The 23243-nt window shown below is 38.3% G+C and carries 20 protein-coding genes and 1 riboswitch; of the genes, 9 read left to right on the top strand and 11 right to left on the bottom strand.

Annotation, left to right across the window (positions count from 1 at the left end; all coding sequences use genetic code 11):
- Positions 1–139: 139 nt before the first annotated feature.
- The 8 genes from A923_RS0101815 to A923_RS0101780 all read right to left on the bottom strand — a co-directional run bounded on the left by A923_RS0101815 (position 140) and on the right by A923_RS0101780 (position 9131).
- Positions 140–1819 (bottom strand): methyl-accepting chemotaxis protein, encoded by a 1680-nt coding sequence (locus A923_RS0101815; RefSeq protein WP_017219931.1) that lies wholly within the window; start codon positions 1817–1819, stop codon positions 140–142.
- 269 nt (positions 1820–2088) lie between these two features.
- On the bottom strand, positions 2089–4155 hold the full coding sequence (locus A923_RS0101810; protein WP_017219930.1) for an alpha-amylase: 2067 nt from the start codon (positions 4153–4155) through the stop codon (positions 2089–2091).
- 151 nt (positions 4156–4306) lie between these two features.
- Positions 4307–5932 carry a methyl-accepting chemotaxis protein gene (locus A923_RS0101805; RefSeq protein WP_017219929.1) on the bottom strand — a complete coding sequence of 542 codons (1626 nt, stop codon included), beginning with the start codon at positions 5930–5932 and terminating at the stop codon, positions 4307–4309.
- 102 nt (positions 5933–6034) lie between these two features.
- Positions 6035–6547 (bottom strand): DoxX family protein, encoded by a 513-nt coding sequence (locus A923_RS0101800; protein WP_017219928.1) that lies wholly within the window; start codon positions 6545–6547, stop codon positions 6035–6037.
- Positions 6544–7344 (bottom strand): HvfC/BufC N-terminal domain-containing protein, encoded by an 801-nt coding sequence (locus A923_RS0101795; RefSeq protein ID WP_017219927.1) that lies wholly within the window; start codon positions 7342–7344, stop codon positions 6544–6546. The genes A923_RS0101800 and A923_RS0101795 overlap by 4 nt, the downstream gene beginning before the upstream one ends.
- Positions 7337–8296 (bottom strand): MbnB/TglH/ChrH family RiPP precursor modification enzyme, encoded by a 960-nt coding sequence (locus A923_RS0101790; protein WP_083849945.1) that lies wholly within the window; start codon positions 8294–8296, stop codon positions 7337–7339. Before A923_RS0101790 ends, A923_RS0101795 begins: the two co-directional genes overlap by 8 nt.
- 16 nt (positions 8297–8312) lie before the next feature.
- The gene (locus A923_RS0101785) at positions 8313–8591 is read right to left on the bottom strand and encodes a BufA1 family periplasmic bufferin-type metallophore (RefSeq protein ID WP_017219925.1); all 279 of its coding nucleotides are present in this window, start codon (positions 8589–8591) and stop codon (positions 8313–8315) included.
- Between the two features lie 54 nt (positions 8592–8645).
- Positions 8646–9131: a YHS domain-containing (seleno)protein gene (locus A923_RS0101780; protein WP_017219924.1), complete on the bottom strand. Its 486-nt coding sequence runs from the start codon at positions 9129–9131 to the stop codon at positions 8646–8648.
- Positions 9132–9299: 168 nt separating this feature from the next.
- Here A923_RS0101780 and A923_RS0101775 point away from each other — a divergent pair, with 168 nt between their 5' ends.
- The 4 genes from A923_RS0101775 to A923_RS0101760 all read left to right on the top strand — a co-directional run bounded on the left by A923_RS0101775 (position 9300) and on the right by A923_RS0101760 (position 13883).
- Positions 9300–10121 (top strand): AraC family transcriptional regulator, encoded by an 822-nt coding sequence (locus A923_RS0101775; RefSeq protein ID WP_017219923.1) that lies wholly within the window; start codon positions 9300–9302, stop codon positions 10119–10121.
- A gap of 167 nt (positions 10122–10288) precedes the next feature.
- Positions 10289–11353 (top strand): GGDEF domain-containing protein, encoded by a 1065-nt coding sequence (locus A923_RS0101770; RefSeq protein WP_017219922.1) that lies wholly within the window; start codon positions 10289–10291, stop codon positions 11351–11353.
- A gap of 498 nt (positions 11354–11851) precedes the next feature.
- Positions 11852–13399 (top strand): alanine/glycine:cation symporter family protein, encoded by a 1548-nt coding sequence (locus tag A923_RS0101765; protein WP_017219921.1) that lies wholly within the window; start codon positions 11852–11854, stop codon positions 13397–13399.
- Between the two features lie 319 nt (positions 13400–13718).
- Positions 13719–13883, top strand: a complete 165-nt coding sequence (locus A923_RS0101760; RefSeq protein WP_237716153.1) for a hypothetical protein — start codon at positions 13719–13721, stop codon at positions 13881–13883.
- Between the two features lie 82 nt (positions 13884–13965).
- Here A923_RS0101760 and A923_RS0101755 read toward each other — a convergent pair whose 3' ends face one another.
- Both A923_RS0101755 and A923_RS0101750 read right to left on the bottom strand, forming a co-directional pair.
- Positions 13966–14973 carry an adenosine deaminase gene (locus tag A923_RS0101755; RefSeq protein ID WP_017219919.1) on the bottom strand — a complete coding sequence of 336 codons (1008 nt, stop codon included), beginning with the start codon at positions 14971–14973 and terminating at the stop codon, positions 13966–13968.
- Between the two features lie 71 nt (positions 14974–15044).
- Positions 15045–15144, bottom strand: a riboswitch (purine riboswitch).
- Between the two features lie 85 nt (positions 15145–15229).
- On the bottom strand, positions 15230–15685 hold the full coding sequence (locus A923_RS0101750) for an MEKHLA domain-containing protein (RefSeq protein ID WP_017219918.1): 456 nt from the start codon (positions 15683–15685) through the stop codon (positions 15230–15232).
- Positions 15686–15997: 312 nt separating this feature from the next.
- On the opposite strand from A923_RS0101750, the gene A923_RS0101745 reads away from it, so the two are divergent.
- Positions 15998–17083, top strand: a complete 1086-nt coding sequence (locus A923_RS0101745) for a tyrosine-type recombinase/integrase (protein WP_017219917.1) — start codon at positions 15998–16000, stop codon at positions 17081–17083.
- A gap of 199 nt (positions 17084–17282) precedes the next feature.
- On the opposite strand, the gene A923_RS0101740 is transcribed toward A923_RS0101745, so the two are convergent.
- On the bottom strand, positions 17283–17678 hold the full coding sequence (locus tag A923_RS0101740; protein WP_017219916.1) for a hypothetical protein: 396 nt from the start codon (positions 17676–17678) through the stop codon (positions 17283–17285).
- A gap of 1071 nt (positions 17679–18749) precedes the next feature.
- Between A923_RS0101740 and A923_RS0101735 the strand changes: the two genes are divergently transcribed.
- From A923_RS0101735 to A923_RS0101720, 4 genes are all read left to right on the top strand, one after another.
- Positions 18750–19622, top strand: a complete 873-nt coding sequence (locus A923_RS0101735; protein WP_017219915.1) for a DMT family transporter — start codon at positions 18750–18752, stop codon at positions 19620–19622.
- A 150-nt stretch (positions 19623–19772) separates the two neighbouring features.
- Positions 19773–20351 carry a porin family protein gene (locus A923_RS0101730; protein WP_017219914.1) on the top strand — a complete coding sequence of 193 codons (579 nt, stop codon included), beginning with the start codon at positions 19773–19775 and terminating at the stop codon, positions 20349–20351.
- A 614-nt stretch (positions 20352–20965) separates the two neighbouring features.
- A complete protein-coding gene (locus tag A923_RS0101725) occupies positions 20966–21877 on the top strand; it encodes a polysaccharide lyase (RefSeq protein WP_017219913.1) in 912 nt (303 codons plus the stop codon).
- Positions 21878–22005: 128 nt separating this feature from the next.
- Positions 22006–22938, top strand: coding sequence for a polysaccharide lyase (locus A923_RS0101720; protein ID WP_017219912.1), 933 nt, complete (start codon positions 22006–22008; stop codon positions 22936–22938).
- Positions 22939–23243: the final 305 nt, after the last annotated feature.

Genomic DNA, 23243 nt, shown 5'->3' with positions numbered 1-23243 from the left:
GTCTATGACGTTGACGGGAGCCAAATAATACCCTTTAGACTATGTCTCCGAGCAATTAACCCTAAAATGTAAGTTTAATACTTTAGGGTTAATTGCATGTTTTAAGGTTAACAGTTTATTTAAGGTGACTAGAATCGAGTTACTTTAATTTGAAATAACTGATTGAACTCAGTAACTCTTTGCTAAGATCTGATAATGAAGACGCAGAAGTCATTGAGACTTGCGCGCGAGTAGTGTTCTCTTCGCTGACTTGATTAACATCGTTAACATTGGTTTGGATCTCGTCAAGTGTATTTGTCTGCAGGAACGACGCTGCTGATGTATCTTTGGCAATGTCTTTAATTTGATTAACGGACATATTAATTTCATCGATCACATTACCTGCATTGGATACATGCTTAACACTTTCCAGAGATTTGGTGTGGCTGTCATTGATGGTTGATACAGCCACCAGCGTACTTTTCTTAAGTGTTTCAAGTGTTACTTGAATTTCTGCCGTGGCGTCTTGTGTGCGCTTGGCTAAATTTCTGACCTCATCTGCCACAACAGCAAATCCACGACCTTGTTCACCAGCACGCGCTGCTTCAATTGCTGCATTCAATGCCAGCAGATTAGTTTGCTCCGCAATGCTCTTGATGACTTCGAGAATACTCGTAATGTTGTCCGCTTCTGTATCCAGTTGTTGAATAGCAGATACCGAGTTTTCAATTTCGCCAGCTAAACTTTGAATAGACGCGATGGTTTCGTTCACAATGACTTTCCCTTTTATCGCCGATTCAATCGCATAATCTGATTTAGTCAGGGCACCGTCTGCATGTTCAGACACTTGGGTTGAAACAGAATAAAGCGCTTCGACAGAACCTGAAAGCTTGGTCATTTGTGAATGTTGAAATTCTGCATCATCAATTCTTTGCTTGTTGTCGCTGAGCAACCCGTCTGTTGACGCATTTAAATTGTTTGCTAGCGAGGTAACGGATTTAAAGATATTATTCAAATTGTCAGTCATGCTGAAAACAGATCTTTTGATTTCACTAATCTCGTCACAGTTGTCGCCGGTTTCAATCGTTCTGCTCAAATCACCTTCTGCCAATGAGTGTGTTACCGAGACAATAGACTGTAAATCTTGCTTTAACCGACGCAACATTAATACCGACATAATAATGACGATAAGGAATATGCTCGCGGCAAGAAGCATAGATTGAATTACAATTTGATTTTGAGCTGCAATAATTCTTTCTGAACGTATGCTAGCCAATTCGTCATGCATCTTATTTATCGTTTCAATAGTGCCAACAACTGGAGGAAAAGCGAGATGAGCGGCCTTCTCCGATTTTTTACGTACAACAAAAGTCGCTTTGGTTAGCCAAACATTCGTTAATGTCGATAACGATGTATTAAGGTGTTTTGCTTGTTCTATTAATTTATCTCGAGCAGAAAATATCCCGTCTGCTTGGCTAAGTCCAAGTTCCGAATTCCATTCACTCTCAAGGGTATTACTCGCTGTCATCAAACTGGCCACGTAATCGTTAATCAACGTTTGAACTTTATCGGTAGCGACCACTAGCGCTTCTTGCTCTACCGCCCTTGCAGAAAACTTCATGCCTACTTCTTCTGAAAACTGATAAGCCTTGAGAATGTCTTTCCATTTATTGTTCATGTTTGAATAAAATTGCCTAATATCAGAATCTAACTCTATGTTTTCGACAACGGCTCGACTATTGACGATCAGATTGACAGAAATAAACAGCAATGAAAACAGTAAGACGATGACAAGACTCGATATTTTAAATGATAGCGTGACGTTTTTAAGTATATTCAAGCGAAATCCCTGCTTTAATGAATGCTGTCTAAAAGTGATCGTTCGGTATAGCCCGGCAACGGTTAATAAAGTGTTAACAGACACTCAATCTGTTAACACTTTAAAACCTTACATTACGTATAGTAAGAATAGAAGCGTTTTCACTAATAAGTGCCTTGTGGAATAGGGTTTATCGCTTGTTATACCCCCATTTAAATACACTATTACCATAATTTGTCATCAGGACAACATGTTACGCTAGCTTAAATTGTTGAACTAGATCATATAAACTAGGGTGATTTCGGTTTACCTGCAAAGGCAACGACGACAGTGTCAGCACCTAGTGTACGGGAGAACGCATAACCATTTTGTTGCTTAATCTCTTGATGGTTACCTGCACCTATAGCAGGGTGATCTTGCCTAAATTGACCCAGTGTTTGCCAATGCTTGAGCAATTTTTTACGATCAACATCGAGTGACCAAGTCATATCAGAACGCGTCCCCTGATGGAAATCATCGGCATAAGGACCAATATTTCTGGCGACTTCATCACCATAATAAACTTGAACGGCACCAGGACTTAGCAGTAGCGCACTGGCAGCATTACGTTGCATTTCAAAAGACTTAAAGCGACCAAAGAAAAGCTCGGTATCATGCGATGACATGTAACTAACGGGATTAAAATCAGGTTCTTGCTTTAACGTATCCGCATAACTTTGGTATGTGTCAGCCATCTGACTAAAACAACTCGCGCCTTGATCCATCTTTTTCTGCATATCGAAGTTGATCAGCGCGTCGAACCCTTCATCATAATAAGGGCTGCGATAAGCACTATGCCCCCACACTTCCCCCATCATCCAAAAAGGTTGACCTGTTTTACCATTCTCTTCACGCCAGTCTTCTAAACTTGTTGTCGCCGCTGCTTTTAAGCGCGTCCATACATCACCAGACACATGCTTTACAGTATCCACTCGGTAACCATCAATACCAAATCGTCTTACCCAATCTGTTTGCCATTTAATGAGATAGTCAGCAACGGTATAGTTGTCACGGTTAATGACTCTCGTACCTGGGTTATTCAATAACCATTGCGGAGGTGTAACCGTTTTACTCGATTCGGTGATGAAATCAGGTAAACCAGCGAGAGATAGCGTGCGATCATTTGTGCCAGGTTTAGGATAATCAGGTAAGCCAGCACGAACCCAATCACCGCCCCACCAGTTACGCCATTCGGCATTGTTATAATCGATATTGTCATTGAAACTATGCCAAGTTTGCCCCTTGCTCGGTTGCCAATCACCCCATTGTTCAGGCCAGTTTTCAGATGGATTAACAACAGTAATATTGTCTTCTTGGAGATCCGTTAACGTTGCATATCCCGAATGGTTTATAACGACATCGAGTAATACTTTCATACCGCGTTTATGCGCCTGTTCAACAAGACGTTTAAGATCATCTTCATTACCAAAGTTGTTATCTATTTTAGTGAAATCACGAGTCCAATATCCATGATAACTATAAAAAGGAAAGGACCCGGCGTTACCACCACCCACAAAACCCTGTACCTGTTCTACAATCGGTGAAAGCCAAATAGCATTAGTACCTAGGCTTTGAATGTAATCGAGTTTCTCAATGACGCCTTTTAAATCACCACCGTGAAAGGTGCCAACTTCATCCTTACCGTCTTTACGACGACCATAGCTATTATCATTACTTGTATCGGCGTTATTAAACCGATCGATCATAACAAAATAGATATTTGCATTACGCCAGTTAAATTCAGCCTCTTGAATTGGTTTATGCAAAGGTTCTAACAATATTAATCCACCGCTGTTTGCTGCTGGGGTTAGGGTTACTTGTTGTTGACTTACACTAACAACTTGTCCGCTTATTTTGTCGGTTAACTGTGTACCATCTTTGTAAGTATCACCTAGGTTAACCGTCACCTCGCCACCATCATAAGTATCACATTGCACTTGTGGTATCGGACGTTTAAATGCTTTTTGAGTCGACTTTTTGGCTTGGCGATTGATGACTATCGTTTTATTATCGGCATCAAATGTGAATGCGTAATCGCCATTAAATCGAATTTTAATCGGTAACTCAGTCGGAGATGCGCAATTCAAGCCTAGCGGTTGGTTGAACTTTACCTTTTGTGCTGCTGGGGCCACACAGCTTCCCTTAATACCCGTCACTTTTAAGGTGTAACTCGCTTTGGTCAGCGGTACTATTAACGGCGATTCACTGTTAAGGGGAAAATCTCGACTATTGGTGCTCGTTGAAATAGTGAGGTTTGGGGACGCAAACAAACTGGGGCTCGCAAGTAAAAGTACAAGCGTTATCTTATTGAATTTCATATTCCGACCTTGGTTATTCCATTAATTGATATCATCATAAAACGGAATAAGAGGTCGGACATCATCCTTGCAAACTACGCCTTAAATTGTTAACCAGATCAAAGTATTAGTGTTATAGGGTGGAGAATTTAGTTCGCTTAATATGATCCTCTTACATTAGCTTAAATTTCTGAACCTGTGTTGATAAACTATTCGCCATTGCGCTTAAATTAAGTGTTGTATCGGTGACGATATCGATTGCGGCTTTATTTTCGTTGGCTTTGATACTGATGTGCTTCACATTAAGTTCTATTTGCTGACTTTCATTCGCTTGGTCAGCCACCGACGCTTCTAACATTTGCAAATTATCCAATGATGACTGCGCCCCTTCATTTAGATTAACCAAAGGCCCTACCATTTGTTGCAGCATCAAAACACCTTGTTCAATTTCTGCTTTACCGACACTTATTTTTTCGACCACATTTTCAGTCTCTTGCTCCATCGCATCGATTACACCATTAATCTCTGTTGTGGCATTTGCCGTACGGCCGGCTAGTGCACGCACTTCGTCAGCTACAACCGAGAATCCACGCCCGCTTTCACCTGCCCTTGCCGCTTCGATAGCAGCATTTAACGCTAAAAGGTTTGTTTGTTTTGCAATATTACTGACGATAACAACCAAGTCTCGAACCGATTTGGCTCGTTCCTGTAACACCACTACCGCTTTAGCTGAAAGACTAATCGTATGAGATATATGAACAAACTCGTTAGACGCTTTTTCAATCATGGTTTTACCTTCGTTGGCTAAATCACGTGCCGTCGAAGATTGTACTTTGGCTTGCTTTGCCGTGTCTGACGATTGATTACTTTGTTTAGAAAACTCAAATATAGCGTTGCTTATTTCTCTGACAGAGGTGACTTGTTGCAGTGACCCCTGACTTACTGAATTAACCGGTCCAGATAGTTTATCTGCTGAAAATTGGATCTGTTCAGATGACTCTCTAATTGATGAAATCAAGGTAAATAGCCCGCTACGCATTTCATTTAACGCATCGTTTAATTCGCCAATTTCATCTCGACGTGATGCAATGTCTTGATGTTGTAAATTTCCTTTTGCAATTTCACGGGCGAAGCTAACTGCTTTTGATATTGGATGAGCAATACTACGGCTTACAGTAATAGCTAATACAGCCCCTAAGATGAACGCTGAAATAGCAAGCGAGATAACCAAATTAAAAGCCATCTCATTTGCTTGCTCTGAAGCATTTTGTTCATGTCTCATGCGTTGTTGTTCGAATTGTTGAAATGTATTGATGGCATTCAGTAACGCTTCTAATGCCGGACGAGTCTCTTGATTATAATGACTAATAGCAAATTCAGGTTCGATTTCAATGTATTCAACAGTTTCAATAAATGCATCGAAATACGTTGCTCTAATAGCATTGAAAACACTTAATTGTGGTGGCGGATTATTACCATAAGACACAGTGATATCAGTAATTAGTTGATCCAAAACTTTGTTTTCACTGTCCATCTCTTTATACAATTTGACTCGTTCATGACGCTCTGAGGTAGGTAATATTTGTAATAAGATTAACGCAGATTTTTGGGCATGGGCTTTTATTTCATTCGTTTGTATTACACGAGAAACATCACGATTGAGTAACTGCGCAGACATTAACGCTTGTTCTTTCATACGTGATAAAGCGACACCACTGATGAGTGCCAGTAATAATAAAAAAGCTAAAAAACTAGCCCCGAGACGAACACCGATACGACTACTAGATAAAATTGACATGACATAACGTCCATTTAACATGCGAAAGACTGCCAACTTTCGCTGGCTAATAACATAACCGCATGGATGGTCGGTTATGTTATTTACGGTTATGTGAAACTCTTAGCTCGCCGTTGGTACTTTTGTATCAACAGCTTTATGTTTACACATTTCGTCTTTAGCTAGCTGGCGCTTAACCAGATGATCCACAGCAAAACGTCCGCCACTGAAGATGACGACTTGTAACAATAGCGTTGCCCATAAAACATGTTGAGCATAAGCCGCCGCGGCAATATCTTCTAAGCTGATAACAGCAACAATATTAACCAAGAACAATCCCAATGCAGAGAAACGACTCGCCAAGCCAGCCATTAACAACAAGGGTAAAACAATCTCTGCCGCAGTGCCTAAGTAAGCGGCTAGTTCGTAAGGTAATAATGGCACGCTGTATTCTTCTTCAAACAAAAATAATGTGCTATCCCAGTTATTTAACTTAGTTAGTCCTGATGAGAAAAATGCCCAGCCGACATAGAAACGAGCGGCTAATAATGTGACGGGTGCTAACGTACTGACTTTATCTGCAATGCGTCGATAAACTTGATTTGCTGATGTCAGTAATGAATTTGAATTATTCATGAGTAACTCTCTTTGAAATAATGAATTAAATTGTGTTCTATAGCATTAAGTAACCAGTGTTGAAACGAGAACTCAGCGTCATTACTCACCAAATCCAGTGATTCAGCAAGTGAATTACCGCTTATTAAAGACTGTGTGAACTGCCCTTCACTCGATGTTAACTTGATTACTCTTGGTTGAAATTCTGGGCGATAAATCATTATGTGATGATCCACCAGCGCTGACGATAAGGCTTGATTGGCATTATTCAAGGCAACTTGTCGCCGTTGTTTATCGTCGTGGTGATGCCCGTCAAAGATGTCAACGACTGGATAACGGCTGCTAAGCAATTTCACATTTTGATTAAAGATAATAACGACTTGTTCGGGTTCGCAATTACCTAATATCTGAAGTGAACTTTGATCTAGTGTTTGATCTGCACCGTGCAGCGCACAATGAACATGCCAATCAAGTGCGGAACAATCAGCAAGGAATGGGTAGTCGTCACTGATGTCAGTTGTCGCCATAAAATCAGCAAATTTATCACCCCATTGGCCCCAATCACCTTGATCTGGAGGCGATGCTTGCAGAAACTGTTTAACCAAATCAGCACTTACATCGCTATCAAGTAACTTAAACACGGTAGGAAAAGTGATGCCTAAGGCTCGTTGCGCATTGGCTAGCAAGTTACGGCGATAAATGTTGATACCTTGCACACTAAAGCCATGCAGGTTACCTGAAAGGTCATCATTCCAAATAACGGCCAACAGTCGTTGCTGCTCAGTTCTCTGCGGTTTATGTTCAAGCAAGTCATTCATGATTAATTTCCATTACAGAAGCTCGTGCATTAACACCCAATACAGCATTGGCTATATCACGCGCCTTCTGTGCTTCGCCAATTAACGTTGACCATGCTGGTAAATCCGAATCCCATTCAACTAACGTCGGAACAGCACCAAAACGTGTGAGTGCTTGTCGATAACCTTGCCAAACGTCGTCAGAAACAGGGCAAGCATGATCATCAACAACCAATTGCCCATGAGGCACATCACTGCAACCGGCGAGATGAATTTGCGCTACGCTATCGATTGGCAATACATTAATATAATCAACAACAGATTTTTCAATATCCCCGCCTTCGAAATTTAAACTATTCACTGCAATATTGTTAATATCTAACAGTATTTTAGCGCCTGTTTGCTGGCACAATGCCGTTAAAAATTCTGCCTCTGAAAGATAGCTTTCATCAAACTGCACATAAGCCGATACATTTTCAATAATCAGTTCGCGCCCTAAGTACGTCTGGACCCTATCGACCTGTTCACACATACGTTTTAGATTATTGTGCGTGTGTGCGATAGGTAACAAGTCACCGCTGTGCATCAATTGCCCTTGTAAATGCCCCCATGTAAAGCAAGCATGTTCTGACATTAAAAAAGGGTCAATCGTTTGAGTTAATCGCTTTAAACGTGCTAAATAGTGAGCAGGGATATCTGCAAATGAGCCGAGCCCCATAGAGGTTGAATGCAAACTGACTGGATATGTCTCTCTTACTTGTTGAAGCACAGATAAGGCCGCGCCTCCTTGGCCAAAAAAGTTCTCTGAATGGACTTCCACAAAGTCTATTTCCTTAGCAGAAGTAAGTATGTCGGTAAAGTGTGGATGCCTTAATCCAACACCCACTAATATATCTTCACTATGTTTAGAGCTATGTTTAGAACTATGCTTAGAACTATGCTTAGAACTATGAAGCAAATTCTTTACCGACATACTATTCTCCGCGAGCTTATTTAGAAGCTAAATATATCTTCTTGGCTTCTTTTTTTGACAATCCGCCCAGTGTTGAACAAGTGCCTTTGGTTACGAGTTTCCATTCACCTTTATCATCACTTAGGCTTGATTGTCCCGCGCATGAATGCGTACCAGCTAAGTTAGCGCAATCATTCTGACCAGCTTTCGCGACGCCATAACACTTCTCTTTTTTACTTGCTGCTTCAGCTGATGCGATAACACCGGTAGACATCACAGCCGCTAATGCAGCGCTTACTAATATTTTATTATTCATAACAGTTCCTTAGTCGACCTAGTATTGATGTCGGTATTAGTGGTTATATGGATATTAGTCGTACACTATTTCAATTTGCTCTTCCGTTAGGCCTTTAATATCAATCCAGTTAACTTGTGCAGTTTCGATATAACCTGGGATATCTGTATTCCATTTTTTCTGTACAGCCTTGTTGTAGTTCAAGTACAACTTATCGCCGCGAATATGCCAAGCTGTTGGGTCAGTATCTAATTTCTTATTCAGTGCGACGCCCATTGCACAAAATCCGCCGTATTGAGGAGCGTATTTACGCGGATCCGCTTTGAATAAGTCACGGTTATCAGCAGATGAAAATTGATAAATGGCGCCATTATATGCGGCGGTGTAATCGTTAGAACCTTTAGTCGGCATGCCTTTGGTAAAGTAAGAAACCGTATCGTAACCACTAATGGCAATGTCGTTACTACTGGCGTTAACTTCGATGTTCGCAGCAAACGTTAAGCTACTTGCTAGCAATGCTGTCGTCACGAATGTTGATTTTATAAATGTTGAAAGCTTCATCATATTCTCCGTCTGTTATTAAAAGTTATCAAAAGCGTAGTGTTAACCATCTACGTATTTGAAGGTTGTCTTCCTTAGTTATAAATATACTGCTTTCAATAAACATCAAGGGATGACATAGTCCTAATATTGAACCCAATCGTCCAAATAGTCTTATATGAGGTAATAATGGATCCTTTATCGATCATTCTTCAGCGCTTCTCAATGAATACCGACGTATTTTTTACCGGTAATCTGTGTGGTATTTCTAATTTCAATCAAGAACCCAACAAAGGACATCTACATTTACTACAGAGTGGCGAGATCACCCTCATTGATGAACAAGGTTTAGCGCATGTCATTAATGAACCAACCGTGATGTTTTTCCCCACACAGCATGCGCACCGAGTCATTGCCAGTGAAGATAACCCACCAAAATTGGTCTGTGCCAACATCATTTACAATGAAAATACAGCGAATCCCATTGCCGATGCTTTGCCAAGACTACTTTGCTTCAAGCTCAGTGAAAACGCAGCGTTAATGAAAACTGCGCAATGGTTGTTTGCAGAAGCCTTTAACGAAGATAGCGGACGACTGCCGATGATTAACTCGTTGACTGACATCTTTATTATTTACGTTTTACGCCATGTAATTGATAACAACATAATGCAACATGGTCTACTTGCAGGATTAGCCCATCCGCAAGTATCAAAAGTGTTGTTAGCCATACACGATGCGCCAGAACGCCAATGGGGATTAGAAGAGATGGCTGCGTTAGCGCTTATGTCTCGATCGAAGTTTGCCGACGTATTTAAACACACGGTAGGTCAAAGCCCTGGGGACTATATAATTGATTGGCGTATTATCGTGGCGAAAGGTCTATTACAACAAAACAAGCCTGTGTCATTGGTCGCGAATGCCGTGGGTTATGAAAATGGTTCAGCGTTAGCACGGGTATTTAGGAAGAAACTCGGCGTTTCACCGAAACAATGGCTTCAACAAACGCTTTAATGAATGTCTTAATCATACTTATATTAGTAACACTGAGGACCAATTAACTTTCAATTAGCTTAATTTCGGATTTTGTACATACTTGTAAATTATATGAGGCATAACCTATAATCTTTGTATCTAGTTTTAAATGGTAGTGAAGTTAATTTGCAGGTAGAGGGTTATTTGTGATTATAAAACCGACTTATGAACAGCTTTTGTCTCGAATTAAAGAGCTAGAAAACCAAGCTAATGACGGTACAGATTCAATTACGAAAGCCGAACACTTAGTGTGGCTTGAAAGCACACCGGTGTGTAACAAAGTTGTTGATACAGATTTTAATTTACAATATATCAATAAAACAGGCATTCGAGCTTTAATGATTGACGACGTCGAAGCGTATTACGGTAAACCTTACCCTTTTAATTTTTATCCTGACAGCTTTAAACGTTCGATGATTGAATGCATGAATAAAGCGATATCAACCAAACAGGTTATGACTCTAGAACGCCCTCTAACTAACGTTGAAAAAGTGCGTATTTGGTATCATTCAACCATTACCCCCGTACTTGATAATAATGGACACGTAGACCATCTAATTATTGCTTCAATCGATATAACAAAGAGTAAGCTCGCTGAACAAGCCCTTATTCATCATAATATTATGTTGGAAAACATAATTTCTAAACGAACTCAAGATCTTAAAAAAGAGATCCAAGAACGTCTTCAATCTGAAAAGAAAGCAACTTATCTTGCTACTCATGATGAGTTAACTCAACTCGCTAATCGTTATTTACTATTCGATCGATTAAAACAAGCATGCGCAAGGGCTGAAAGAGAAGAAACAAAAGTAGCAATACTGTTTATAGATCTCGATTGCTTCAAGCTTATCAATGATCAAATGGGACATGACTTTGGTGATAAAGTCCTTATTGAACAAGCCAAGCGTATATCGAGCTGTGTAAGAAGTACAGATACTGCAGCCCGTTATGGTGGCGATGAGTTTGTTGTGATGCTTACTGATGTCAGAGATACGACAAGTATAGAAAAAGTAGCAAAAGGTTTACACACATCTTTAAACCTACCATTGTTGATAGATGGCTTCAGTATCAACTTGAGTGCTTCGATTGGTATTTCATTTTTCCCTGACCATGCATTAATCCCAAAAGAATTAATATCCCAAGCAGATAAAGCCATGTATCAGGTAAAAGAGAAAGGTAAAAATGGGTTTGAATATAGCGTGAACGGGTGAGTTGTCAATTGAGGGGTAGCACAGGGCTAACCCTTTATTTGTATTTACGCGCTAACTATTTTTTGATAATGACAAGCTCACCAAACAAATGACCAGATGATGGGCATATATGCCTACGCACTTTCCCTCATATCCCCTTCTTTATACTTAACCCTTACTAAGTATCTATCGCTAAATCAACTAACTCGTATAGAGTATTATGCTAATAAAAGGTGATAACCTTAACAGATCGTTAGTAACAAATGGTTAAGCACACATCTTCCAACAAAACAGTTTCAGTTAATACATTAACCCAAAGCTACCCATTATAATCAGTTAAAACCCCCGCTTAATAAATAATTGGCAATACAATGCTCTCTATAAAGACCTTAGTAGTTGTTGAATTAATCTTAATATATTGTTAATTTATTTGGCCATGGAGCGGTAAATACAGTACTGAATAGTGAATTATTCTGTTGTGTGTCGCTTATATTAGATAAATCATGGATGGAATTGAATATGATCACAAAGATTAGTCGCTACATTGTTGTAATGTTAAGCATGTTTACCTCTTCGGCTTTTGCCGCCAGTGAACAAGTTGGTTTTGATAAAGCTGTAGACCAGTTTTTTAACGAGAATCTCAGTTGGTTCGCAAATACAATTTTCACCTCAGTCCCTGTTAATGGGACAAACTTCCCCATCATCGTTGGCTGGTTATTCGTCGCCGCTATTATCTTTACATTCTACTTCGGTTTTGTGCAATTCAAACGTTTTGGTTTAGCGGTTAAGATCGTTAAAGGTGACTTTACCGACCCGAATAATGAAGCGCCAGGTCAAGTGTCTCACTTCCAAGCATTGACGACTGCATTGTCTGGTACGGTCGGACTAGGGAATATAGCCGGTGTGGGCGCCGCACTTGCAATTGGTGGTCCCGGTGCAACTTTCTGGATGATCCTGTGCGGCCTGTTAGGTATGGCTTCAAAATTTTGCGAATGTACACTAGGTGTTAAGTATCGTAATCAGCTACCCAATGGTGACGTATCAGGTGGTCCAATGTATTACCTGAGCAAAGGCTTAAAAGAACGTGGCTTTACAAATTTAGGTAAATTCCTCGCTGTTGGTTTCGCAATAATGACGATTCTAGGCGCGCTTGGTGGTGGCAACATGTTCCAAGGTAACCAAGCCAATGCGATGATAGTGCAAACTCTAGGTCTACCTGAGGGTTATGGTTGGGTAACAGGTGTTATTCTAGCGTGTATGGTTGCATCCGTTATTATCGGTGGTATGCCATCGATTGCAAAAGTGACTGGTAAGCTTGTTCCTACCATGGCGTTATTATATGTCGGTATGTCCGTTATTGTGTTGGTATCGAATGCCTCTATGATTGGTGATGCATTTGGCCAAATCATTGATGGTGCCTTTACGGGCTCCGGTGTTGCTGGTGGTTTTGTTGGTGCATTAATCCAAGGTATGAAACGTGCGACATTCTCGAATGAAGCCGGTGTTGGTTCAGCAGCGATTGCCCATGCGGCAGTAAAAACTAAAGAGCCAATCACTGAAGGTCTGGTTTCAGTACTCGAACCATTTATTGATACTGTGATTATTTGTACGATGACAGCCTTGGTTATCACAATCTCAGGCATGAATAATGGCGAACTCAGTGGTGTAACACTCACCGCTGCAGCGTTTACTGAAACTGCTGATATATTCCAATACGTGCTCGCTGTAGCCGTTGTAATGTTTGCTTTTTCTACTATGATCTCATGGTCTTATTATGGACTTAAAGCATGGACTTACCTGTTCGGTGAAGGTAAAACCACAGAGCTTGTATACAAAATTATGTTCTGTTGTTTTGTCGTAGTCGGCGCAAGTGTAAGCTTCGGTGCTGTTATCGACTTCTCTGATGCGGCTATCTTTGCAATGTCTATCTTCAATATTATCGGTTTGTATTTCTTAATGCCGGTTGTGAAAAAAGAGCTACAATCGTTTATTGCCCGCGTGCAATCGGGTGAAATCAAAGATTACAGTAAAGAGGCGGTGCTGGTGACTAAACAGTTAAACGACTAATGGTGACCAGTTGTTTTTAAAAGCTTAATTTGAATAATAAAAATCTCAGTCAATAATATTGATTGGGATTTTCTCGTTTCTAAAAACACATATTTTCATGCTAAAAAACGACGACTAACCTACTATTAACCCACTATAATTGAGCATATTTTCCAAATCAAATGGCTAATTTGATTGTTTAAAAATGCCATTTGATTGTACAATATAGCCTGTTATTTTACGCAATTTATAGAGATTTAGTAGCTTGGAACTTAAAGAATTAAAGGTTTTGTTTGATAATGGCGGCCTTAAAAAGATAACGATAAAACGAGCACCTTTAATGAATGGTTATATTGTCATTGCACAAACAACCAATAAAAATGTGCATGTGATGACATCCCAACGTGAAGAGTCCAATACACCACGGGCATTTAAGACGATTGATTCTGCCGCTGCAAATGCACAAAAGATTGGTTTTAAGAAGATAAGTGTCGATTTCACGTAACTGCAATTATCACTGTATGTATACACAGTGATAATTACTACCCCGTAAAAACGGCACTTTTTCGGGGGATTTAGGGGCGATGTTACATATTTAGTGCTAAATAGGCTTTATTCATTGCGAATAACCGGTCTTTTTCAACATCAGAAATGAAACTCGCTTCAATCGCGTTGAAAGTGAATTGGGCAATTTCAGCTTTTGTCATGAGATGTGCCTCTCCGACTGCCATAAAGTTGTCAGTCATGTAACCGCCAAAGTATGCTGGATCGTCAGAATTGATCGTGACGCATACACCTTTACGTAATAGCTCAACAATATTATGCTGGCTCATATGTTCAAACACTTTTAACTTAATGTTAGATAATGGACAAACCGTCAGCGGCATTCTTAGTTTCGCTAATTCTTCGACAAAGTTTTCATCATCTGAACAACGTACACCATGATCAATTCTGGTTATTTTCAACAGTGCTAACGCATCACGAATACTACTCGCTGGCCCTTCTTCACCTGCATGCGCTACCGTTAAAAATCCTTCACGTAATGATTGTTCAAATACACGTTCAAACTTACTGGCTGGATTACCATTTTCTGACGAGTCTAGACCAACACCGATGATCTTATCTTTGTGTTCAAGCGCTTGTGCTAAAGTTGCAAATGCTGATTCTTCATCGAGATGACGTAAAAAACACATGATTAACTGACTGCTAATATCGAGTTCTTTTGCCGCTTTAATTAATGCTTTATCAATACCATTCACGACGGTATCAAAACTAATGCCACGATCTGTGTGTGTTTGTGGATCGAAAAATACTTCGGTGTGAACAACGTTATCGTTTTTGCAACGCAGTAAATATGCCCAGGTAAGGTCAAAGAAGTCTTGTTCGGTGATGAGTACATTGGCTCCTTGATAATAAATATCTAAAAACGATTGGAGATTATGAAAACTGTACGCGTCTTTTACTTCAGCGAATGAGTCAAATGGGATTTTAATATTATTACGCGCGGCAAGTTCAAACATCAATTCAGGTTCGAGGGTACCTTCGATATGTAAATGCAGTTCTACTTTTGGTAAAAATTGGATAAATCGTTTCATGATTAAGTTCCTAATAAATGTTATTAAGTACTTCTCTTTAATAAGAAAAAAATGCTACAAAGAGAAAAGTACTGATGTACTAAACTCTTCGTAATCAGGAATTAATGGTTCCTGGTAGAGACCCCCAATCCATATCATTGGGGTTATACGAAGGGAAAACAGAGTTATATTTAGGTCTTTAAAGTCTATTTTAGACACTAAATTTATATACTACGCCTGAATTTGCATCGATATTACAGGGTCTTATTTAATAAGTCTATAAGTTAAACGTGGCTGCTTGACCGTGATTAACACCATCTTCATCAATGACATTCCAGACTGTGGCACCCTCTATCCAAAATGTTCTGCCTGTCGATGAAATACGTAAGCCCCGATAATCATCAATAAAACCAAACTTGGTGACTCGCGCGAGTAAATCTTCTCTTTCATTACGATCCAATGGTTTAGCCGACAGCCGTGATGGTAATGCAGTAAAGTCAGACCAACTCAGTTCAAATGCCTGTAATGCTAATTTATTCCCATAATTAAATATAGGATCTAATTCGTTACCATGCGACACAACAACTAAATTAGCATTAAACAACGCTTGAGTAATACCTCTGTTTAACGGGTTATCTTCAATCAAGTTTTTACCGGTTAACCGATAATAGCTTGAGATCAAAAGCTTAGCATGTTCATCAATAACGTTATTTCCTACACTGGGGGCATTCATTAAATTGTCTTCCTTTACGCTAAAAATGTCCGTTGGACTCTACTCTAACATAACTTTGATCACCTGGCTCTTATGCTAGAACCGTTATCAATTCCACAACGCGCTCTACTGGTTTTTTTTGATCAATAATAAGGTTATGAATGAATGATTTAGGTGACGCTACGTAAAATATACCAGTTAGGATACTGAATACATCTTCAGATTTCACGTAGCGCACGAAAAAACAAGCCATTTATACTGTTTGCTTATACAGTTGTTAATGTTATAATTGACGCGGAAATAATTAAGACCTTTAATAAACGCGGACGTGTAATGCCTAAAGCATTGATAAATATAAATAATAATTCAATTGTTTCATCTCAACACTTAAACGAAGAACACATTGAAAACCTGATTAGGTTTAGTGATCGTAAAGAACAGTTAGAAGAAAATACGCTAAAGTCGCTACATTTCCATGTCAGTAAATTTAACGATTATTGTGCTACACGTAATGTAATCCCCTTGCCACTTCAAGATGCGACCGTACTCGAGTCATTTCTAATTAAAGAAAATGAACGTGGTTGCAAGGCGCAAACTCTGCGAATTTATGCCTGGGCAGTATCGAAGATCCACAGTTTAGCCGGTTTAGAGATCCCTTATTTCAAAACAGTTATTACTGCTCGGTTAAAGATAATATCCAAACAAGAGGTCAAACTCGGTGTTAAACGTAAACAAGCGGTCGCATTTTCTTATGATCATCTTAAATTTGTTAACGATAAACTCGATATAAACTCACTACTTTCTATCCGTAATGCCTTATTACTGAATATTTGCTATGACGGTTTATTACGTGAAAGTGAAGCCTGTAATCTATTTGTCGATCAAATACAAAAAGTGAACGGTCTGTATAACATTAACATAACTAATTCCAAAACAGATAAATCATTAGATGGTTCGATAGTGCATTTAAGCAAATTCACCTCTAAATTACTGCCGTTGTATTTAGAAAAGGTAGTAGCTCATCGCGGCCAGTTCTTGTTTAAACGTATTACCCCTCGTGGTGGTAAATTAGAAAAATTAAAGCTCAGCGACTTAAGCCCCAATCCATATGATAAACCGATCTCAACTAAAACTGTCGAGCTGGTATTTGCCAATACTTGGCATTCAATCACTGAATATAATCAATCGGTGAGTTTTGAGCATTATATAGATTTACCCGAACGACCATTCAGTGGTCACTCTGCTCGAGTTGGTGCATCGTGTGATCTAGTCAGTGCTGGTTTTGATGATTCATTAGTCATGCGAGCCGGAAGATGGAAAACATTAAGAATGGTAGAACTGTATACGCGTGGTGTGAATAATAAATTTGCGACAGTAAGAGAATTCCGAGAACGATTGGAAACAATAGCCGATAGCTAGATATTATAAATCAAAAATAAATAATCTTAGAGAGAGCTGATACCTTTATTATTATTGTTATCGAAAAGTTTGTATATAAGCGAGGCACGGAAAGGTGAGTCACCTTCCCTATTACTCAAGAATTTTTTTACGCATGACTTGTCTATCCTTGGTCGTCATTTATAAAGCGATTAATTAACGACTAATTAACCATTCCCTGCTATCCATCAATCAGCTGGACCATTTGATTTAGTGTCGCATGAAACATACAGCTTACATCATCATGACTAAACTGATTACCGTTTAAGTTAACCGTAATTTCAGTGTCATCATTATCCGTCTCTACATACAGTGTGTTTTTTATTGTTGGGTAGTTTTCCAATAACACATTTTCAGCATGCTTCCTTGTGATCTTATTACTCAGGTGTACGGTAATAATCCCCGTCCCCAACAACAGTTTATTCATGCCATGTTCAAAAACATCTACAAGCATACCTTCGACAAACTGACTTTTTGAAACATTACATTGTTCGCTTATCATTTCTAATTTTACCAATAAGTCTTCGTACATTCTTATCGTGCTGTTCTTTCGTGTCGCATCTGGTTTAATCTTCATGTTTGTACCACTGAGTCTATGAGTTAACAAATTCCTGTTTATTTTAAAATAGGAATTAAGTGAATACATTTTAGCACAGTTTTGAATTTATTTATAATGCAGATATAGTCACTAACTCCACTTTATATACACTAAAACTAACTTTTTAAAACAATCTAAACTAGAACTTATTAGTGTAAATTGTTCATTATTAATAATTCATTTTATTGTTTAACTATTAATCCACATAGTGTTCACCATCAAAAACCTATAATATCAAGTACTTTATTTCGTTTAACGGTCATTATACGAAATAAATAAAATTGAAAGGTTTCGTGTTGCTTATTTATAGTGAAAACATGTGGCGACATATAAATGCAATAAGTGCACACAATTTAAATCACCTTATGATCACTTAAGGAATCAACTGATTGCTGATTTATATTCTCAAAGTGAATCTACAACTGTTATTATATTTTAAATAATAACGCGTTATTAATTCACATTTGCAATCCTATCAACATACTACTTATTAGGCCCTTATTTTTAATTTTGGCTGTCGTTACCCATATTAAAATGTAGATTTAACACACAGCGCGTAACAAATGTTACTTTACTATATATTAGCTAATAATATCAGTAAGATAAGAGTTTTTTCACGATTTTAAATGACGTGTAAATATGACGAATAAGCCTTTTATACCGGTAATGTCAGCTATATTTTCAAAACAATAAGCACTGTATATGCATACAGCTTTTATTTAAATCCCGTAAAAACATGACCTTAACTTAATGGTAAATTAAAATATTGTTTATTTACAATGAGTTACAATTTACAGCTGAAGCATCAATTAGGCATTCCATACCGCTTAGTCCTGAATTACTTACTAATTAATACCGTGATAATGACTTTGATTATTACTATTTGGTAAAAATGCTGAATAATACACAGGATATGTAATGTGTCTTATTCAGTATTTAATATTTAGTATTTAACCAATTTAGCCAAAGTCTTTAATGGGAACATGATTGGAATAACGATAGAATACGATTGCTTAATGTCGCACTTAAAAACATGTTTTCAGGGATATAATGACCAACAATCACAGAGCCGATTTCATATTGGTGATCACAACACTGCTTGCGTCTGCCGGCTGGATATTTTCCAGAGAAGCTATTCAAGTTTTACCCACCTCGGGGTTTATCGGCTTAAGGTTTATGCTTGCTTCATTAATATTACTGCCGTTCTGTTATCGGGGCTTATTATCGATAGATCGTAAAACGTTATTCGAAGCTTCAACTGTTGGCTGCTTTCTTGGCTCTGCAATTTTACTTTGGATCTATGCCATCGGCCAAAGCGACTCATTAGGTGAAGGTGCATTTATCATGAGCCTCTCAATGCTTTTTGTGCCAGTCATTGCTTGGTTGTTTTTTAAAAACCGCCCTCCTCGACTATTTTGGTTATCGTTACCCTTCGCAATTATCGGATTGATATTTCTGTCGCAAGGAAGTGCATGGTCATTATCAGGCAGCCAAATTTGGTTTGTGATCTCGGCGCTAATGCTTGCGATCCAATTTAATTTGAACAGCCACTTTTCACAGAAGATACCAACAATGGTCCTTACTTGTATTCAGTTATTTGTCACAGGAGTCTTGGGTATATTCGTATCGTTCTTTACAGAAACTTGGCCTGACACGATTGGAATTGAAACATGGGGATGGTTGGCGATGAGCGTATTGATTGCGACAAGTTTACGCTATGCCTTACAAACTGCAGGCCAAAAAAATACCACCACAGCAAACGCGGCAATTATTATGATCTTGGAACCGGTGTGGACCGTGATTTTAAGCATGGTTTGGTATGACGAAATATTGGGAACCACACAAATTGTAGGCTGTAGTTTCATTCTTTTTTCGTTGTTGGTTTACCGCGGCAGTGACAAAATACGCTCACTTATCAAGTAAATTTAATGTAAAGTGTATTGCACTAATAATATGACGCTAGTCACTATATACTTACACTCGCTTACAATACTGCAGTCTTATCGCATTGTTAAAAGTTCCATTAAGTTTATAATCATCGCTATAAAATACATTATAAAAACAAGGTGAATAATGAAAACTATAACTCTATTAAGCACACTAGCTGCAATGGCACTATCAGTAAATGTTCAAGCGAATCAAGATGTGTCAGGTTTCTATATTGGCGGTGGTGTTGGTACTACTGATGCTAATTTAAGTTCAGATTCTGTTTCTTACTCGCCATCAACTGATGGTTCATCGCTAAAAGTTATCGCTGGTTACCAGTTTAACCGTATCGTAGCAATTGAAGCACAATATACTTCATATGGTGATATTAAAACTCCATCTGTATATTCATATAATTGGGAACCGACAACAGTATCGCTTGCTGCAAATTTAGGTTATACATTCGATAATGGATTACGTCCATTTGCAACGATTGGTTTTTCTGCACTTGATTTAAATGAAAGCCAGAACCTACTCAATGATAATAATTCAACAGCACTTCGAATTGGTGCAGGCCTAGAATATACACCAGCTTCTTTAGGTGGTGTAAGTTTCCGAGCTGGTTATGAAGCTGATGCATTTATAATTGATACTGGTTATTTGGCTAATGATGATATTGATGTATTCATTGGTTCATTATATGTTGCTGCATCTTACAAGTTCTAAAAATTTTGGAATGACAATATTTCATTGTTGTTGTCATTCCTACTTTTCATTCGAATATACCCCATGTCAAATAATTGATCTTCAAAATACACCGTTTCTAAAAAACCAAAATATATATAAAGTACACCGATTCCCTCTCTTATATTTACTCCCTTGCAGCCTTTATCACTATCAATAAATTAATTAGACAAGCTGAGATAGCATAATTTATCAGTAGCTACCCTAGCGTTTTCTACCTTCACCAGAACGAAAATTAAGCTATTATAAATTTACGCGCGATTAACTGCTTCAATAAACTGAACCCTAAAGACGTAAATAATCACTAAATATCCTCTTTTTTTAATGTATATAACGTTTAAGCCATACAAAGTTTACCGCTAACATATTTTAATTATTCATACAAAAATCTACTGGTAGCACATATTTAGGATTTAACACTTAAAATAGTTATATTTTTAAAAGTTTTTTTACTTCTTTACCTTCAAATACTTAGAAATTAAAACCAATAACTTACAAATATTAGCCTACAGAACCGGTCGCTAAGCGACCTTGCGCTGTACGATTATTACCGCTAGTATGCTTAAAAATCAAACAGCGACGAGTTAGGAGTTCATTTGAAAAAATTATTACTTTGTATTTTTACTGGTACATTTTTAGTTGCATGTGGTGGTAGCAGTAGTAGCAATGATAATCCTCAGACTGGTCCTATACTACCAGAAGTACCTACAGATCCAGCTAATATTCATGATGTTGTACCATACATTAATTATGAAAGCGCACCGGGTATTATCGATAATATAAACTTTGATAGCCAACAGAACGGCGAATATACCTCAGGTATGTTTAATGCCGATTTTAACAATGAATGGGGAAGTGTCACTGGTAAAGCCAATATTATTGATCGAAACGGTTCAAATCAGTTAGCGGTAACACATCCTAAAGGGAATTACAAAAAAGGCATTTCCGGTGGTAAGGACTTAAACGAATTTAACGAATTATACTTCTCATATGAAATAACATTCGGTAAAGATTACGACTTCTCTATGGGTGGAAAAATGCCTGGCTTAGCTGGCTTAAACTCGAATGTAAGTACTAAACCTGATGGTTGCGATACTGTAGGTGAAGACGATGGTTTCAGTTTACGTTCGATGTTCCGTGAAGACGGTCGTGCGATAGGTTATTTCTACCATCAAGACAAAACGAACAAATGTGGTGATGAAATTGATTATCAGCATGAAGGTAAGGACTTTTCTTTCAAGCGTGAAAAAACGTATTTAATTGAGCAATACGTAAAAATGAACGATGCAAATCAAGCGAATGGCATTGTAACAATCTACGTAAACGGTTTTAAAGTACTTGAACGTAAAAACATGACATTTTCAGAAAACGGTATATATGCAATCAATTATCAATATACCCAATTGTGGCATGGTGGTAACAGCAGTGATTGGGCGGTAGACCGCGATTCAACAGCCTATTTAGATAACTTTACGTTAAGTTCACAACCACTTAGCTATACAAAATAAACCTTACATTTTTTACTTATTGGCCTTGTTGCTTACAAGGCCAATTTTTTTGTCTGTATAAATTGAGTTAAGTGAATAGATAGTAACTAATCAAATTTATATCGTCACATTATTAGAGAGAATTAGCTTTGAAAAAAATATTACCTTGTATCATTATTTCTTTATTCTTGACCGCCTGTGGTGGCAATGATAGTAGTAGCGATGACAATGCTCAAACCGACCCGATTGTTCCAGAAGTACCTGAAGTTCCAGACGTACCTGTAGACCCAGCTAATATTCATGATCTAGTTCCATATGTTAATTATCAAACCGCATCAGGCATTATCGATAACATAAATTTTGATAACCAGCAGAGCGGTGAGTATACCGCTGATATGTTTAATGCAGATTTTAATAATGAATGGGGTAAAGTTACCGGTAAAGCAAATGTTGTAGACAGAAGCGGGTCAAACAAGTTAGCCGTAACCCATCCTAAAGATAATTACAAACAAGGAATAACAGCAGGCAAGGATTTAAACGAATTTGACGAGTTGTACTTTTCTTATGAAATAACATTTGGTAAAGATTATGACTTCTCTATGGGTGGAAAAATGCCTGGCTTAGCTGGCTTAAACTCGAATGTAAGTACTAAACCTGATGGTTGCGATGCTGTAGGTGAGGACGATGGTTTTAGTTTACGTTCGATGTTCCGTGAAGACGGTCGTGCGATTGGCTATTTCTACCATCAAGACAAAACGAAAAAATGTGGTGATGAAATTGATTATCAACATGAAGGTAAGGACTTTTCTTTCAAGCGTGAAAAAACGTATTTAATTGAGCAATACGTAAAAATGAACGATGCAAATCAAGCGAATGGCATTGTAACAATCTACGTAAACGGTTTTAAAGTACTTGAACGTAAAAACATGACATTTTCAGAAAACGGTATATATGCAATCAATTATCAATATACCCAATTGTGGCATGGTGGTAACAGCAGCGATTGGGCAGTAGACCGCGATTCAACAGCCTATTTAGACAACTTTACGTTAAGTTCACAACCACTTAGCTATACAAAATAAACCTTACATTATTTACTTTTTTGGCCTTGTTTCTTACAAGGCCAATTTTTTTGTCTGTGTAAATTGAGTTAAGTGAACAGGTAGTAACTAATCCAATTTATATCGACACATTATTAGAGAGAATTAGCTTTGAAAAAAATATTACCTTGTATCATTATTTCTTTATTCTTGACCGCCTGTGGTGGTAGCGAAAGTAGTGATAATAATCAGATAGATACAGAAACACCAATACCAGGAACAACGCCAGATCCAACACCTGATCCGACTCCAGATCCAACACCAGACCCAACACCAGATCCAACACC

This window comes from Moritella dasanensis ArB 0140 (genome assembly GCF_000276805.1).
In the GTDB taxonomy this organism is placed as follows: domain Bacteria; phylum Pseudomonadota; class Gammaproteobacteria; order Enterobacterales; family Moritellaceae; genus Moritella; species Moritella dasanensis.
This window is presented reverse-complemented; position numbering and strand designations above follow the sequence as displayed.

Bases quoted from the DNA above. Each gene is read 5' to 3' on its own strand.
- A923_RS0101810 (WP_017219930.1), bottom strand. From the start codon at position 4,155: ATGAAATTCAATAAGATAACGCTTGTACTTTTACTTGCGAGCCCCAGT.
- A923_RS0101805 (WP_017219929.1), bottom strand. From the start codon at position 5,932: ATGTCAATTTTATCTAGTAGTCGTATCGGTGTTCGTCTCGGGGCTAGT.
- A923_RS0101800 (WP_017219928.1), bottom strand. From the start codon at position 6,547: ATGAATAATTCAAATTCATTACTGACATCAGCAAATCAAGTTTATCGA.
- A923_RS0101795 (WP_017219927.1), bottom strand. From the start codon at position 7,344: ATGAATGACTTGCTTGAACATAAACCGCAGAGAACTGAGCAGCAACGA.
- A923_RS0101790 (WP_083849945.1), bottom strand. From the start codon at position 8,296: ATGTCGGTAAAGAATTTGCTTCATAGTTCTAAGCATAGTTCTAAGCAT.
- A923_RS0101785 (WP_017219925.1), bottom strand. From the start codon at position 8,591: ATGAATAATAAAATATTAGTAAGCGCTGCATTAGCGGCTGTGATGTCT.
- A923_RS0101780 (WP_017219924.1), bottom strand. From the start codon at position 9,131: ATGAAGCTTTCAACATTTATAAAATCAACATTCGTGACGACAGCATTG.
- A923_RS0101775 (WP_017219923.1), top strand. From the start codon at position 9,300: ATGGATCCTTTATCGATCATTCTTCAGCGCTTCTCAATGAATACCGAC.
- A923_RS0101765 (WP_017219921.1), top strand. From the start codon at position 11,852: ATGATCACAAAGATTAGTCGCTACATTGTTGTAATGTTAAGCATGTTT.
- A923_RS0101760 (WP_237716153.1), top strand. From the start codon at position 13,719: ATGAATGGTTATATTGTCATTGCACAAACAACCAATAAAAATGTGCAT.
- A923_RS0101755 (WP_017219919.1), bottom strand. From the start codon at position 14,973: ATGAAACGATTTATCCAATTTTTACCAAAAGTAGAACTGCATTTACAT.
- A923_RS0101750 (WP_017219918.1), bottom strand. From the start codon at position 15,685: ATGAATGCCCCCAGTGTAGGAAATAACGTTATTGATGAACATGCTAAG.
- A923_RS0101745 (WP_017219917.1), top strand. From the start codon at position 15,998: ATGCCTAAAGCATTGATAAATATAAATAATAATTCAATTGTTTCATCT.
- A923_RS0101740 (WP_017219916.1), bottom strand. From the start codon at position 17,678: ATGAAGATTAAACCAGATGCGACACGAAAGAACAGCACGATAAGAATG.
- A923_RS0101735 (WP_017219915.1), top strand. From the start codon at position 18,750: ATGACCAACAATCACAGAGCCGATTTCATATTGGTGATCACAACACTG.
- A923_RS0101730 (WP_017219914.1), top strand. From the start codon at position 19,773: ATGAAAACTATAACTCTATTAAGCACACTAGCTGCAATGGCACTATCA.